The sequence below is a fragment of the Alkalibaculum bacchi genome, assembly GCF_937875145.1.
GTDB classification, from domain to species: domain Bacteria; phylum Bacillota; class Clostridia; order Eubacteriales; family Alkalibacteraceae; genus Alkalibaculum; species Alkalibaculum bacchi_A.
Genome location: NZ_CALNCS010000232.1, coordinates 1 through 16,322, shown reverse-complemented (window position 1 = coordinate 16,322; position 16,322 = coordinate 1). Strand labels below are relative to the sequence as shown.

At 35.5% G+C, this 16,322-nt stretch carries 14 protein-coding genes; all 14 read right to left on the bottom strand.

The features are described 5' to 3' along the window. Positions 1-406 precede the first annotated feature (406 nt). A complete protein-coding gene (locus tag Q7P22_RS13520; RefSeq protein ID WP_303864949.1) occupies positions 407-1,618 on the bottom strand; it encodes an ABC transporter permease in 1,212 nt (403 codons plus the stop codon). Between the two features lies 1 nt (position 1,619). Then, positions 1,620-2,507 carry an ABC transporter ATP-binding protein gene (locus tag Q7P22_RS13515; RefSeq protein ID WP_303864952.1) on the bottom strand — a complete coding sequence of 296 codons (888 nt, stop codon included), beginning with the start codon at positions 2,505-2,507 and terminating at the stop codon, positions 1,620-1,622. Further along, entirely contained in the window at positions 2,498-3,259 is a 762-nt protein-coding gene (locus Q7P22_RS13510; protein ID WP_303864948.1) for a hypothetical protein, read from the bottom strand. Before Q7P22_RS13510 ends, Q7P22_RS13515 begins: the two co-directional genes overlap by 10 nt. Then, positions 3,256-3,774, bottom strand: coding sequence for an RNA polymerase sigma factor (locus Q7P22_RS13505; protein WP_303864947.1), 519 nt, complete (start codon positions 3,772-3,774; stop codon positions 3,256-3,258). The genes Q7P22_RS13510 and Q7P22_RS13505 overlap by 4 nt, the downstream gene beginning before the upstream one ends. Positions 3,775-3,968: 194 nt before the next feature. Then, a complete protein-coding gene (gene lysS / locus Q7P22_RS13500; protein WP_303864946.1) occupies positions 3,969-5,450 on the bottom strand; it encodes a lysine--tRNA ligase in 1,482 nt (493 codons plus the stop codon). 15 nt (positions 5,451-5,465) lie between these two features. Then, positions 5,466-5,948 (bottom strand): transcription elongation factor GreA, encoded by a 483-nt coding sequence (gene greA, locus Q7P22_RS13495; protein WP_303864951.1) that lies wholly within the window; start codon positions 5,946-5,948, stop codon positions 5,466-5,468. Between the two features lie 46 nt (positions 5,949-5,994). Further along, positions 5,995-6,888 carry a hypothetical protein gene (locus Q7P22_RS13490; protein WP_303864945.1) on the bottom strand — a complete coding sequence of 298 codons (894 nt, stop codon included), beginning with the start codon at positions 6,886-6,888 and terminating at the stop codon, positions 5,995-5,997. A gap of 58 nt (positions 6,889-6,946) precedes the next feature. Beyond that, entirely contained in the window at positions 6,947-7,903 is a 957-nt protein-coding gene (gene dusB / locus Q7P22_RS13485; RefSeq protein ID WP_303864944.1) for a tRNA dihydrouridine synthase DusB, read from the bottom strand. Between the two features lie 270 nt (positions 7,904-8,173). Beyond that, positions 8,174-8,941, bottom strand: coding sequence for a type III pantothenate kinase (locus Q7P22_RS13480; protein WP_303864943.1), 768 nt, complete (start codon positions 8,939-8,941; stop codon positions 8,174-8,176). Between the two features lie 32 nt (positions 8,942-8,973). After that, positions 8,974-9,552: an ECF transporter S component gene (locus Q7P22_RS13475; RefSeq protein WP_303864942.1), complete on the bottom strand. Its 579-nt coding sequence runs from the start codon at positions 9,550-9,552 to the stop codon at positions 8,974-8,976. Between the two features lie 291 nt (positions 9,553-9,843). Next, positions 9,844-11,628, bottom strand: a complete 1,785-nt coding sequence (ftsH, locus tag Q7P22_RS13470) for an ATP-dependent zinc metalloprotease FtsH (protein ID WP_303864950.1) — start codon at positions 11,626-11,628, stop codon at positions 9,844-9,846. Positions 11,629-11,933: 305 nt separating this feature from the next. Further along, the gene (gene hpt / locus Q7P22_RS13465) at positions 11,934-12,473 is read right to left on the bottom strand and encodes a hypoxanthine phosphoribosyltransferase (RefSeq protein WP_303864941.1); all 540 of its coding nucleotides are present in this window, start codon (positions 12,471-12,473) and stop codon (positions 11,934-11,936) included. A gap of 1 nt (position 12,474) precedes the next feature. Then, complete coding sequence (tilS, locus tag Q7P22_RS13460) at positions 12,475-13,866, bottom strand: tRNA lysidine(34) synthetase TilS (RefSeq protein WP_303864940.1); 1,392 nt, start codon at positions 13,864-13,866, stop codon at positions 12,475-12,477. Between the two features lie 187 nt (positions 13,867-14,053). Further along, positions 14,054-16,322 (bottom strand): stage II sporulation protein E (spoIIE, locus tag Q7P22_RS13455; protein ID WP_303864939.1); only part of this gene is annotated, 2,269 nt, incomplete at its 5' end.

Sequence of the window (16,322 nt, the reverse complement as noted above, 5' to 3'; positions counted from 1 at the left end):
GACTTGCAACTAATTTGCTTGGGTTTGTGTGCACTATTCTATTTTCAAATACCTTGTTGTTTTTCAATACTCAGCTTGTCTCTCTCGAGTCAGCTTTTATATCTTACTTCATCTTGTTTCTTTTGTCAACTACTTTTTTCAAAATTACTTTTAAGTTGTCGATTTTTGTAACTTGCCACTATTTCTAGCGACTCTTACTATTATAGGGACAGTATATCCTTTTGTCAATCGTTTTTTTAATTTCTCGATTTTATTGACTTTCATGATAGTGTTTTTTGACTGAAGTTTTTATTATATGGTATTTCCTATTACATAAAGAAAGAACAGCCGGCCGAACGAATTTGCGGACTGGCTGTATCAGTAGGACAATACTATTATAAAACTGAGTGATTACTGGTATAGATTTTTAGTTGATTTGTTTATGCTGGTATTCCTGATAAATTATTGGTACATGCAGAATTGTTAAAACGCTGTATAATACGAGTAAAATAGGGATAGCTCCAATTACTTTCCCTCCAACTTTGTATAAGTCAAAATACCCTAATGCTGTACTTATCTGCAACAAACGGTCAGGCAACAGACCTAATACCTTATTGATAACCGGACTTTCGATATTACCGAGGAAAGATGGGATAAAAATAAGTATAAACGGCAACATAACAGCTACCACAGCCGACTTCGTTTTAGCAGATACCAGCATCGTCAGAAAAGAAATAAACAAACAACCTATGTACCCTCCAACAACTGTAAGCAGATATTTCTGCCATACCTGGATATTGTAAAAGCATTTCCACCCGACCATATCTGCCTGAACCGGGCATACAGCGCCATCAGCGCCTAAATAGAGAAGAACGATTCCGCTATACAGAAGAATAACTGGCCAATAAATCATTGTGACTATACTAATTCCAGCTTTTATTTTTGCGACAACCGCTTTATTCCTTCCATGTACTGTAGTAAAGAAAATTGCATCGGACTTCCATCCAAATTCACTTGAAAAAATGCCTGCAACAAGATACCCAAGAACCAGCGTGGTTATGATTATAACAGTTGAAACATACTCAAACAACTGCGTCCAGCCTCCGATATAATCATATAAAAGCGGAATTTTCAATGCTTCATATTTCTGTACTAAATATTGCTTTTCTACATCCGAGAACTGATGCTTTGCTTCGTTTGACAACCATTCTTTCAACAATACAGTCCTGTTTTCGTAAAATGCAGATGCATCTGAAGCCATTAAGGTATCGGCCTTATAATAATCATACGAACGAAACTCATCCATAAAAGAAGCATTCAGAAGCTCGCGGATTTCGCTAATACCTTGTCTCCAACTAAATGCTATATTGTTTTCTTTGTAGTCTTTTGATTTTGCCTGTGGTGTAGCACTAATTCTCTGGTTTTCTTCAATGACTTTCTGCAATTTTTCTTCATCAAGTATGCCTGACCATTCTTTTTGCTTCTCTCTCAACTGCCTTACCGCCGCATAACCGTTTTCTGCTTCCCCATTTTCATTTACATAAGAAACATCCATAGCAAACCCGCAGGTAACTCCAAGAATTGCCAACAGTACGATTACTGCAATTTTTGTACCTGCTTTAGCAAATACCTTTTTCATCTCATATCTGAACATCATCTGCATCTACCTTCTCTCCAAAATAATACAGGAATACATCCTCCAAAGAAGCTGTTTCTAATATAGCATTTTCCGTCGGCTGCTTTGCAGACAAAATACGTAATTTGGCACCCCCTTGAACAGTTTTCACATTTGATACCTTATACGCTTTCATGTACGAGTCAATCTTATTTTTTTGAATGTCACAACTCCACACCTTTTCTAGCATAGAGCTTATCAACTCTTCCGCAGTACCGGACATGGTGATCCGCCCATCCTTCATCAATAGAATCTCATTTGCGATATATTCTATATCAGAAACGATATGGGTAGATAGCAATACCATTCTTTCTTCTGACAGTTCGCTGATTAGATTGCGAAACCGAATCCTCTCATTGGGGTCTAATCCAGCTGTCGGTTCATCCAGAATCAATATTTTGGGATTATTTAACATGGCCTGGGCAATTCCTGCCCGACGTTTCATACCACCAGAAAGTTTTTTCATTTTTTTATTTCTTTCTTTCTGCAACCCTACCTGTTTTAATAAAATATCTGTTCTCTGCTTTGCAACAGCAGGGCGCAGTCCCTTAATGGAGGCAATGTATAGCAGATAATCATAAACTGAGAAGTCTGGATAAAATCCAAAATCTTGTGGCAGATACCCCAGCAGTTTGCGATATCTGTTATCCATCGTAAAAATATCTTCCCCATTCCATGTAATAGAACCAGCAGACGGCTTTAATAAGGTACAAAGCATCCTCATAAGCGTTGTTTTACCAGCACCATTGACCCCCAGCAATCCATATACGCCATTTGTTAGTGTGCAGGACACATGATCTACTGCTACGATATCCTGAAATTCTCTAGTGACTCCTGATAGCTTTAATTCCATAATGGTTTTACCTCCCACACTTCCAAACATTTTTTCTGTCCCCTTCGGATACTGTAACCCAAATACAAGAAGGAGATTACCAGCAGCACACTCCACGCCGGAGCAGATACAGCATCATAAACGGTCTCATTCAACACAATTTGCACCCAGACAGCAATCCAGACAATACACAGCAATAGCGCAAAAACTTCTGACCCCGCCCGCTTACTGTACAACGTGCTAAAACAAATACAGCAGGTTACATTGAATGGTATAAAAAATTGTATTATCAATTCGCCAATCGTCAGCTTGCCAGTGTAGGATACCCCAATAAATAACAGACTTAATAATACGAAATCTACGAAAGTAAACAAAATCATGCGAGCTGCATAAATCTGTCGGAGAGAATAGTAGGCTGTACATTCTATTTCCAGCGCATTTGCATTTTTGTTTTTCCAAATCTCTGGCATAATCAACACAACAAACAACGGTGCTGCAATTCCGATGCTTCTGTGGATGTAAAATCTGCTTTCCGTATATTGTAAAAACAACCACAGCAGAAATAAGAGCAACCCTTGAATAATCCACCAACGCTTTCGTATATACCTGGTCTGCTGATATAAAAATTCTGCTTTGGACAACGGCTGTTCTGCCTCGGAAGTATAATGCGCTTCCATCGATTTTTGAATTGTTTCTTGTATTTTCATTTCATTACAGGGCATATGCAACTTTTCTTCAAAATATATCTTCAAATCTTTATCTGATATGCTCATAACCGTTTCTCCTTCTCCAAATATTTCACCAATTTTTCTTTTGCTTTTCTACATCTATATTTTATCAGCGGAAGCCCAATCCCCAATATTCTCGCAATTTCTTTTTGTTTTACTCCCTGAAAGAAAAATAAAACTGCAACTTCTCGAAGCTCATGTGGCAAACTATCCAATGCACTTTGCACATCTAACCATTCTTCAATATCCTCCATACCCCAATCGAGTTGTTCGGGCAATCTTTCTACTGCAATTTCGCTTTTCTTCCGGTAGTAATCTCTACATCGGTTCGCTGCTATCACATACAGATAATTTGCCGCCTTCCCATAATGCTGGTATTGATTGAGAGTTCGGAAAAACCTTTCAAATGTTTCCTGCGTCATATCTTCAGCATGATTATAATCATGAATATGCAGGCGGCAATATTTCAATATTTGGGGATAGTATTTATGAATAAAAATATCCACCGCCTGCTCATCTCCGATTTTCATTTTTTTTACTAGCAGAAAATCAGCATCCATGTTTCCCCTCCTCTCGTTTATCTTGAAAGTACCTTCTATATTGTATAACGATATTGCAAAGAAAAAAGATAGCCGGTTTTTTATTTTTTATATTTTCTGTAAAATAGAAACAAGGCAGACACCTCACTAATACTGTGAAATGTCTGCCTTGTACTATTATGATCTTTCATCTGTTTTCATTCTATATACTGCGTTTATTTATCAATGGACTTCATTGTTGGGAATAGGATGACGTCTCTAATGCTTCTTTGATCTGTAAAGAGCATAATTAATCGGTCTATTCCAATTCCTAACCCTCCTGTTGGAGGTAGTCCGACTTCTAGAGCGTTGATAAAATCTTCATCATATGGATGGGCTTCGTCGTCTCCGCTATTTTTCTTTTCTACCTGTGTAGCAAATCTCTCTTTTTGATCGATTGGATCATTTAATTCAGAGAATGCATTGGCAAATTCTTTTCCATTGATGAAAAGCTCAAATCTCTCAGTATACCTTGGATCTGAATAATCTTTTTTAGCCAATGGCGATATTTCTATTGGATGATGGGTTACAAAGGTAGGTTGAATAAGTTTTTCTTCTACATATTGTTCAAAGGCGATATTGATTAAATCACCGATCCTGTCATTCTTAGTGTATTCCAGCTTTAAATCATCGGCTTTTTTGTAAGCTTCTTCAATATCTACTATGCTATCAAAATCTACGCCTGTATGTTCCTTTACTAAATCTACCATACGAACTCTTCTAAATGGAGCTTTTAAGCTGATTTCTTTTTCTTGATACATTACACTGTCCTTATTGTATAGCTTTGTCACAAGGTAGTGAAAGAGTTCCTCTACCATTTTCATGACATCTTCATAATTAGCATACGCCTCATATGTTTCAAGCATTGTAAATTCGGGATTGTGGGTTGTATCCATCCCTTCATTTCGAAACACTCTGCTCATCTCATATACTTTATCAAAACCGCCTACAATCAACCTCTTCAATGGCAATTCTAAAGCGATTCTCAAATACATCGGTATATCTAGTGCATTATGATGAGTCATAAACGGCCTAGCAGATGCTCCTCCTGCTAGATTTGACAATACAGGTGTCTCTACCTCTAAGAATCCCCTATCGTCTAAAAAGTTTCGTATATTCTTTTGAATTAAGGATTTCATTACGAAGACATCTTTTACTTCTCTATTGACAATTAAGTCTACATATCTTTGTCGGTACCTTAAATCAGGATCTTTTAATCCATGAAATTTTTCAGGTAGTACTTGTAAGGACTTGGTAAGGAGAGCAAGTTCTTTAACCCTTATTGATATTTGACCAGTTTTTGTCTTGAAAGCCTCTCCTTTTACACCTACAATATCTCCAATATCTAGGGTTTTGATTTCAGCATACGCTTCTTCTCCTAGAGTGTCTTTCTTTAGAAACATTTGGATTCTTCCTACACTATCTTGTAAGTCATAAAAACTTACTTTTCCTTGCCCTCTTTTAGACATAATTCTACCAGCTACTGAAACCATCTTTTCTTCATACTCTTCAAAATGATCTTCTATATTCTTTGAATTATTGTCTATATGGTATTTTGTAATGCAAAAAGGATCTTTCCCTTTTTCTTGCAAGTCTTTTAACTTGTCTCTTCTAACCTGTAACACTTCACTTAAATTTTCATTTGCATCTTGTGACAAACTGAATCCTCCTTCTTACTTCTTGTTGATTTCTAGCACCTCAAAAGTGATGTTTCCATCTGGTACTGCTACTACGACCTTATCCCCAATTTTTTTACCAATAAGAGCTGCGCCTACTGGAGATTCATTAGAAATTTTATCCTCCGCTGGATTTGCTTCTGACGAGCCAACAATGTAGAAATCTATTATATCATCAAATTCTAAATCTTTCACCTTTACACAAGAACCTATGCTTACAACATCTGTAGCAATGTCTTCCTCATCTATAACTTTAGCGATTTTCAGCTTATGTTCAATCTCTGCAATTTTACCTTCTGTAAAAGCCTGTTCATTCTTCGCTTCATCGTATTCAGCATTTTCACTAATATCGCCAAATTCTCTTGCAACTTTTATACGCTCTGCGATTTCTCTTCTCTTAACGGTTTTTAAATAGTCTAACTCTTCTTCTAATTTCTTTAAACCCTCATAGGTTAGTATATACTCCTTTTGCGCCATAATAATGCCCCTTTTCCTATTTTAAAATATAGTAAAATATTTTTTCAAATCATTCATCCATTAGTGTGTATTTATTTTCTACAATTTCTTGCTGTATGAGCTCATAAATATTGTCTTCATTATTCCAATTCTTAATACGAACTAAGCTTTCGATAAGTTGAGGTGAGTATGCATTGTTTATAATGTTTAGCTTATTAAAAAACACAATATCATTTGAGTACATACTAAGCTCACTGACAATCTTATACTCATCGCGTATCTCATGGATTAAAAAAAGTGGGTCTATTACAATCCCCTTTTCACTTTTATTCTTCAATTTTTTCATTTGTATATTAGAACTAAGATTGATAAAGACATGCCAGTTTACCTTTAGATTTGTATAATCTTCATTAAAACCAATACTAATGCCTTGATGACTATATAGACGTTCTAAAAACTTTTCATCTTTTTTTAAGTTTTTTCCTGTTAAAAGAATATAGTTCCCTTGACTACTAATATATTCAATCATTTCTTTAGCAATAGAACTGTATTCATCTATCGCTATGACGATTTCGGCTTCGTATATAGCTAAGTCAAAAATCTCTTTTAGGTACTTTTGCATAAACAAAACACTAATATGAACGATACCGTGTATCCCTGTTATTAATTTGTGATGTTGCAATTTACTTATGCTTTGATTTTTAAGACCATCTCCTAAACAGATAAATTCAAGATGATTTTTCGTCATGTAATTTAATAGCTTTTCCTGCAAAACTGCAAAATTTACATTATTGGGAACAGACAATACATCTCCAATACAATGATTATCCTTGTCAAATATTTCGGATACCTTCATGACTTCATCTTTTATGATAGGTAGATTCCATTTAATTTTATTGAAACCTCCCGATAGCTGATAGAATCTCGTCTCTTTAGGATTAATAATATAACCAAATTTCTTCATAATATCCACTCACAGTTTTTTTATTATCATATATATTCTATGAAACATTAAATTATTTCTATATTTCTGTGAGTTTCATATAGTTTATTAGTAAATCCTTCACTTCTACACTAGACAAGGTTTGATTGATTTGATTTCTAATTTCAGCTGAGCCCTGCAGTCCCTTTGTATACCACCCAATGTGTTTCCTAATTTCACCCATAACCACTTTTTCAGGTTTTATTTCAAGTAGCATTTCCATATGTTTGATAGCCGTTTGGATTTTTTCTTGAGGACTCGGACATTTTTCACATTGATTTACAAGCATGGAAAATATCCAAGGGTTTCCCAGGGATCCCCTTCCAATCATTATACCATCACATTTTGTCGAATCAAGTAGACTTATTGCATTTTTATATGATTTTACATCTCCATTACCTATAACAGGAATCTGTAACTGTTCTTTTACCCTCTTAATGATGTCCCAATTGCTTTTTCCTGAGTAAAACTGCGCCCTCGTCCTTCCGTGAACAGTAATAGCATTAGCCCCAGCGTCTTCAATAATCCTTGCCACTTCTACAGCATTAATATGGGTATCATCCCATCCTGAGCGAATTTTCACTGTTACAGGTATACGAGATTCCTTTGCCACAGCGTATACGATTTCTCCCAATAATTCTGGGTTTTTCATTAGAGCAGAACCATCCCCATTCTTTACAATCTTAGGAGCGGGGCAACCTGCATTGATATCAACTAATGCAAAAGTCATGTCATTGATTTGCTCCTTGACAACTTTGGCCATAATCTTGGGGTCACTTCCGAATATCTGAATGCCAATGGGCTTTTCTTCATCTAAAGTTTCCATGAGAGATCTTGTCTTCTTATCCCCATAATACAATCCTTTTGCACTAATCATTTCAGTATACATCAGAGAACAACCTTGTTCTTTGCATAATAATCTAAAAGGCAGGTCTGTTACCCCTGCCATAGGTGCGAGTATATATTTATTGTCTAATTCCAAGTCTCCAATTTTCATGTCTCACCTCATCACAACGTGTAGCTAATAGCGACCAGCTGACAGCCATCAGTGCTCTAGGGTCAATCCTCACAGGTCAAGATCCTTCGCGTGCGCTCAAGGATGACGGGCAGTTACTAGGGATAGCTTCGCGGATCATATATGTGCTGAAACCACACTTTGACCCTAGTTACTGCTTTTGTCATCCTTGAGGAGCTTGCGACGAAGGGTTTTAAGACCCAAAAGGAATACCTATTACTGGAGGCTAAAAGCTGGCCGCTGGTGGCTACATCACTTGTTCTTATCGTAAATAATCTTAATACCTCTTAGCGAGAGTACAGGATCGTGTAAATCAATTGCATTTGTTTCTGGAATGATAATCTTTGCATAGCCACCGGTAGATATTACTCTAGCATCTGGACAACCAGTTTCTTCTTTCATTTTTTTTACGGTGTATTCTACAAGCCCTATATATCCATATACTAAGCCTGCCTGCATACTATGAATAGTGTTTCTGGCTAGTATGCTCTTTGGTTTTATTATTTCAATATTAGGTAATTTTGCAGCCTTACTCCACAAAGCATCTGCTGAAATTTGAATACCTGGGGCGATTACTGCAGCGTTAAACACACCATCTTTTGTCACAAAGTCAAAAGTAGTAGCTGTCCCAAAGTCTATCACAATTGCAGGACCACCATATTGATAATAAGCTCCTACGATGTCACATATTTTATCAGCACCAACTTCTTTAGGATTCTCTGTTTGAATGGAAATTCCCGTTTTAGTTCCTGGTCCCACTATTATAGGCTCTGTTTTAAAGTATTTTCTTATACTATTTGTGAGTGAGTGCATAATACCTGGTACAACGGAAGAGATTATAACTCCATTGATATCCTGCCTTTCAATATTATCATTTCGAAGCATTGAAATCATTGTTATGCCGTACTCATCAGAGCTTCTAGGAGTTCTCGTCATCATCCTCCAAGTACCTACAAGTTTGTCCCCATCAAAAATTCCTATTTCTATATTAGTATTCCCCACATCAATTGCCAATAACACCTCATGTCACTTCCTTTAATCTAGTGTGCTCGCTATTTTATCTTATTATAACGACTATATGCACTATATATAATTGGTATAATGATTGCAGCAACAGCTAACTCTAGCAGACCGTTAGATAAGAAGATAGCCCCTAAAGCTACAACAAAACCTGCTCCTAATATTTCCGTTACACCTTGTCCATAAAGTAAATATAATGAACCTATTACCAAAAGAGTATTCGTAAACATGCCAAATCCAGCGGCAATAGACGAACTCACGATTCTGTTTACTTTTAATTTCCTATGTAATAAAGCAAAAACAAAAGCTACTACTAAACCAATGCAAATTCTAGGAATAACCGAAACCAATGGATTAATAAAAAAAGGATCTAATGGCGAGTTTGGCATTAAGAGAGCTCTTAGCAAACTGGCTGTCCCTGCGCATAAACCCATAATAGCCCCTGATTTAAATCCATAAATTACTGCTGTCAATATGGTAGGCAAAAATAATAATACCGCTATATTTGCTGAAGCGGGATTAGGTACCATTGAAGTTAGAATAAAAACAATGGTTAGTGCTAGCATAACTCCCATAAAGGTGAGCTTGCTCGTCTCGTTTTTCTTATTCATTTTTCTTCCTCCTGTTCTCGTTCCTTTCGGATACAAGACATATTTTTAACGATAGTATAACAAATAATCAATCTTGTGACAATGGTTTTATTTTTACAAAAAGAACGAATCACGGAGGAATATCTTTTTACTTACCAACCTTTTAGCTCTCTTAATAATAGAAAAGTAACCATCCAATAAGAGGATGGTTACTTTTCTTTGTTTTTTATCGATTCAAACTGCTAATCAGTCACCATTCGTATTCTAAAGGTTTTACTTAGAACGTAGAACGAAAGTGTCGAAGACATGATCCTATAGGATCATCAATTCTTCAAATTCTGCTCGATTAATCGTCTCTTGCTCTAAGAGTTTATTTGTAATAAGCTCTAATTTACCCTTGTTTGCTTCTAATATTGCCAAAGCTCTATCGTAACAATCAGCGATTATGGTTCTTATTTCTTTATCTATTGCAGCAGCAACCTCTTCGCTGTAGTTTCTGCCTCTAGATAAATCCTTGCCTATAAAAACTTCATTATGTTTGCTACCAAAAGTCATTGGTCCTAAGTAATCACTCATACCGTATTCCGTGACCATTTTTCTAGCTAAATCCGTAGCCCTTTCAATGTCGTTACTAGCACCTGTACATATTTCATCAAGAACAATTTTTTCTGCTGCTCTACCACCAAGAAGTCCTACAATCATCTCTAATAATTTCGTCTTTGACATATGCATCTTATCATCATCAGGTAGGGAGATGGTATAACCAGCAGCCATTCCTCTTGGTATGATCGATATTTCATGGACGGAGTCCGATGTAGGGAGATTTTTCATAACGATAGCATGACCTGCTTCGTGTACTGCAGTGATCTTTTTATCTTCTTCAGTTATAACTCGGCTTCTCTTTTCTGGCCCTGCAATAACCCTTTTTATAGCCTCTTCCAATTCTGTCATAGTAATTTTAGTCAATCTTTTTCTTGCAGCTAATAAAGCAGATTCGTTCATAATATTCTCTAAATCTGCACCTGTAAATCCCGGTGTTCCTTTAGCAATAACTCTTAAATCTACATCTTCTGCTAATGGTTTATCTTTAACGTGAACACGCAAAATCTCTTCTCTACCCTTAACATCTGGCGTTCCTACTAGAATTTGCCTGTCAAATCGACCTGGCCTTAAAAGAGCCGGATCTAGAATATCTGGTCTGTTCGTAGCGGCTATCATAATAATGCCTTCATGATCGCCAAAACCATCCATCTCTACTAAAAGTTGATTCAACGTTTGCTCTCTTTCATCATGTCCTCCACCAAGACCTGCACCTCTTTGACGGCCTACCGCATCAATTTCATCTATGAAAATAATACAAGGAGAATTTTTCTTTGCTGTTTCAAATAAATCCCTTACCCTAGAAGCACCTACCCCTACAAACATTTCAACAAAGTCAGAACCGCTAATGCTGAAAAAGGGTACTCCAGCCTCACCTGCTACAGCTCGTGCTAGTAATGTTTTACCTGTTCCAGGAGGCCCTACTAAGAGAACGCCCTTGGGAATACGGGCACCTAATTCTAAAAATGGTGTAGGGGACTTGAGAAAGTCTACTACTTCTTCAAGTTCTTCCTTTTCTTCATCTGCACCAGCAACATCCTTGAATGTTACTGATTTTTTGGACGGAGTGTGAAGTTTTGCCTTACTCTTTCCAAAGGACATAACTTTTCCACCGCCACTTCCTGATTGTTGTGTAAACATCAAGAAGAAAACAACCATAATAATGATTAGAAAGACAGATGGTAATATAGTAAACCACCATGGTGCCTGCTCTGGTTGTTTAAAGTCCGCTTTTACTGTACCACCTTCTTCTAAATAGTCATTTAGAAAAGTAGTAAAACTGCTGGGTAAAACTATCGATTGAAAGTCTTTGCCATCATTTAATTTGCCAGAAACAATATACTTATCAATATCTACTGTCAACTTGCTTATGCTTTCATCTTTAATACCAGATAATAATTCAGAATAAGTTAATGTAGCGGGAATACTCTGGCCAGGTTTAAAATTCGTTAGTAGAGTTGCTATTAAAATAAGCACTACTAAATAAAACCCTATCATCCTTAAATATTTATTCAAAGGCTCACGCTCCTTTCGTCAACAACACATTTATTTGCCTATAAACTTATGATAGATTGTGTATTTAATATCATTTATTACCTTTATACGATTTTTAAAATGTTATTTTACCATATATTTCATGAAAATACAACTATATGAAAGCGCTACGCACTTTAGCTACTAGTCATTCGTCACTAGCGCTAGGGTATGCCTTTAGGGTCAAGATCCTTCGCTACGCTCAGGATGACTGGAACAGGAGCTAGATCAAGGGTAAAGCCACCCTTGTAAACATGAAATATAGATTATTAGTCCTTGTATACTTCTTCTTTTAGAACGCCTATATAAGGAAGATTTCGATATTTTTCAGCATAGTCTAATCCATAACCTACTACAAATTCATCTGGCACTATAAATCCTACATAATCAATTTTCACATTAGCAATATGTTTTTCCGGCTTTTCTAATAGGGAACAAACTTTTATGCTCTTTGCATTTCTTTCTTGTAATAGCTTAATGAGATAAGCTAAGGTCAAGCCACTGTCTACAATATCTTCTACGATTAGTACTTCTCTTCCCTCTACACTTTTTTCTAGGTCTTTAACAATCCTTACCTGGCCAGAAGTCTTTGTTGAGTCTCCATAGCTGGATACAGCCATAAAATCCATCTCTAAAGAAGCGTCAATTTTCTGTACTAAATCCGACATAAATAAAACAGCACCCTTTAATACGCAAATAACTAGTGGGAACTTGTCTTTGTACTCAATAGTAAGTGCTGTACCTAATTCAACTATTTTTTTCTTTAATTCTTCTTCACTTATTAATACCTTTTTTATGTCCTTATTCATTTTATGCCTCCTCATAATAGTCAAAAGATACTATTAATACATTTTGAGTACCTTCATTTAATTTAAATTTTCTGCTTTTGTGATAACCCACTATCCATATTACATTATTGTCGACACAAAGCAAAGGAATATTCGAGCGTCTTTCAGCAGGAATTTTCTTATCAATAAAAATGTCTTTTACTTTCTTTGTACCTCGCATCCCCATAGGCTCAATACGATCCCCTTCTTTTCTACTTCTAAGAAGAAGGGGCTTGCCTTGCTCTAAAATTTTATCATAATCAAAAACAGCTCCAAAAGGCTTAGGATTAAGATTTCTATATGCATCTATGCTCATAATATCCGCACTACAACAACAATGTAATTTAGATAACAACAATACCTTACCCAACGTCAATTCGTAGCTAAAAGAATTTATTTCCCTTCTATCTCTACGAATTTCAGCAAATAAGCAGTCATACTGACGAATCACTTTTATTCTATTCGGCAAATCCAAAGCCCAAACAGTATTCTGTTTGTCCTTTAATTTATTGAGAACGAGATCAATATGATGGTATTCTAACGAGACCCTCTTGTTCGTTTTTCGTAGTACTTCTATTAAAACTTCTCTCTTTAAACATATATGAAGATCGTTAAACTTTTTAATATCTATTTTTCCACCAACAGTAATTCGTTTTACCTCTACTTTTGCACATTTCTGAACGAAATCATAGTATTCTGTAGAAATACCGCCTAATTGGCTCACTCCTTGAGCAAAATTAGGGTTAAATTTTTCTAAGTAGGGAATCACTTCTAATCTCAATTTATTTCGATGATATTTTGCTTCTAAATTAGTCTTATCTAATTTGGTAGAAAGTTTATGAATTTTACAATACTCTAGTATCTCTCTTTTTTGAACGGACAAAAATGGCCTTATAACCCTATCCTCTCTCATTGGAACAATTCCTCTTAAACCCTTGACTCCTGTACCACGAAGAAATCTCATAAGTATGGTCTCTACATTGTCATCGAGATGATGTGCTAAAGCTATCTTATCTATACCCAATTTTTGTCTTAAATAATAAAAAAATTTATAACGTTCTTCTCGACCTGCCTCCTCAACGGTAATTTTTCTTTCTTTGGCCAACTTTTCTACTTCACTTCTTTTACTATAAAATGCTATCTTGTTTTTTTCACATAAATCCCGAACAAATTTTTCATCTTCATTTGCTTCTTTTCCACGAATCATATGGTTTAAATGACAGACAGTAATCTCTAAGCCAAGATTCTCACGGATTGAGTATAAAAAATGAAATAAAGCAATAGAATCAGGTCCCCCTGATACACCTATAAGGATCCGATCCCCAACATCTAATAATTTGTTCTCATTAACAAAATTTAAAACCTTCTCTTCCATTCTATCACCACTTCACGTAAACATAGGCTTATTGTATATGTTTTGCATTATTGTTTCAAGATAAAACAATAAATCGAATAAATAAAGCCACTAGCCACTAGCATATAGATAATTATCAAGCTTCATAAACAATTATATTTAGAATCTTTATATCTACGCTAGGACTAGGGCTAGGATGACTTGCTAACTATACCTTCCAAACCCTACCAACTAATATGGTAATATCATCTTTTGGATTAGAACAAATAGCCTTGAATTGAGTAAATATCTTGTCTGCTACCTTCTGTGGGTTGTTAGACGAGATGTTTTTTACAGCATTTGTAATCCATTCCTCTACCTCTACTGTATTATCACAACATTCAAATATGCCATCTGTCATCATGACAATCAAATCACCTTCACCTAAAGGAAGAGTAATAGATTCTATAGCAATTTCGTCTAAAATACCTACAGGCAAGGATTGACCCCTTAAGAGCTTTACCTTTCCATCTTGTATTATTAATGTAATAGCCGCACCAATCTTATTAAACTCTGCTACCCCAGTAAAGGTATCAAAGACTACATAGTCTAAAGTTGAAAAAGTTTCTTTTTCATTGCGAAGCATAAGTACAGAGTTAATATTTTTGATCATAACAGTCTTGTCTATCCCTGCTTCCATAAACTTCTCTAGTAAATTCATGGTGGTATCGCTCTCCTCATAAGCATTATCGCCTATCCCCATGCCATCGCATAGTGCAAGAACTCGATTACCATTTTCTAAAGTCTTATCGGAGAAAATATCTCCTGATTTTTCTCCAGCTACACTTGAATAAGAGACAAGACCTGTGCTGATTCTATATTCTGACAATTCACGATAAATATATAAGTGCCCACCATATTCTGATGAAAACCTCTCATTATCTAAGCCGATTTTTACATCTAGGACATCTGATAGCATTCGCGGAATTTTATCCTTTGATATGGCTTCCTGCAATCTTTTATTACTGGCAATGGTCACCTTATACCTTTCGTTTGCTTCTTGAATTACATACAGTTTTTCTACACTTATATCATTTTTATCTAATTCTACAAAGACATCTCTTTCTTCATCGGATTTGATTAGCCATTTATCATTCAAGCTGTTTTTCATATCCTGAATCAACTCCCCTGCAAATTCCAATTGATTGGATACAAAGAGATTATTTTGACCAATTCGATCCATCATTTCCTTTTCTTCATTTATAAATTGAATTTGAAATTTAAATTGTTCTAGCAAAGCTTCATCATAAATGCACATTGTGCTTAATTCTTCTAATACTTTAGAAGAATAATCTATAGGCTCTCCTTCAAGTATATGAGCTACTTCTAAAAACATCTTATACGTGTTTTCTCCATTGGTCTTCCAACATTTTTGAGCTAGATAGCACTCTTTGCAGACACAATTTGTGATTTTATCAAAAGATCTGTGATACACTTCTATATTTTCATATTCTGGATTAAAAAAGCTTGTCCCCATTTGTTTTAATAATATGGCGTATTTGTTTAGCCTGGTCCGCAAGTTCTCATTGATTCTCTCTTTGCAAAAGGATTGGTAGGATTCATTTACTTTGTCAAAATTGAAAAAATGGACCTTATCCCATAGAGCTTTAGGAATAATCAAAATAATTACAGAAGCAATGATGATCTCTTCTAGGTGAACAAAGACTTCCGTTGAGCCATTTAAATAAAAAGCCATCATGGCATTACTGACTATAAATCCTGTAATGACCATTAATTTTCCTCCATCTCGAAAAACCCCGGATACGATACCGCATAGACCATAAATCACAATAAGCAAGGGATTAGAGTTTGTACTTAAATTTTGCACAAGGCCTAGTATCATGCCCAATGGCGCTGATACGCTAACCCCTATACGCAAACTAAAGAGCAAAATTAGAAATACCGTTAACACCGTGGAAATAGATATGCCAAAATACTCGATATTGTTTAATCCTAGTATCAATACAGATACAAATATACCTAGACAGACAATTTCTTGATTGGAGTATATTTTTCGATTACGATTTGTAAATAGACTTATCGCTACATTGTATATATAGAATAGAGACAAAGATAATAAGCTCTCAACAAAAACGAGCACCGTATCAAATAGGTAATTAGCTTGAAATGAATTCATGAGCAAACCTACAATAATAATACTTATACTCATCAAGACAGCAATCTGCCATTTTCTTGTAATATGCTTGTACAATTTAAAGTACGCAATAGTTATAAGCCCATAAACCAAAAGATTTTTAACCAGCACTCCATATTCACCAGTGGTTAAAATACCTAGTATCAAACAACTTCCTAGCCACCATTTTGTCTTATCATAGTATAAAATGTAGCAATATAAAGAATATCCAAATGGCATTAGATAGCTTGTAAAATACCCTCTGCTCAAAATAAAGCCACATACTAATATAAACAAATCTTTT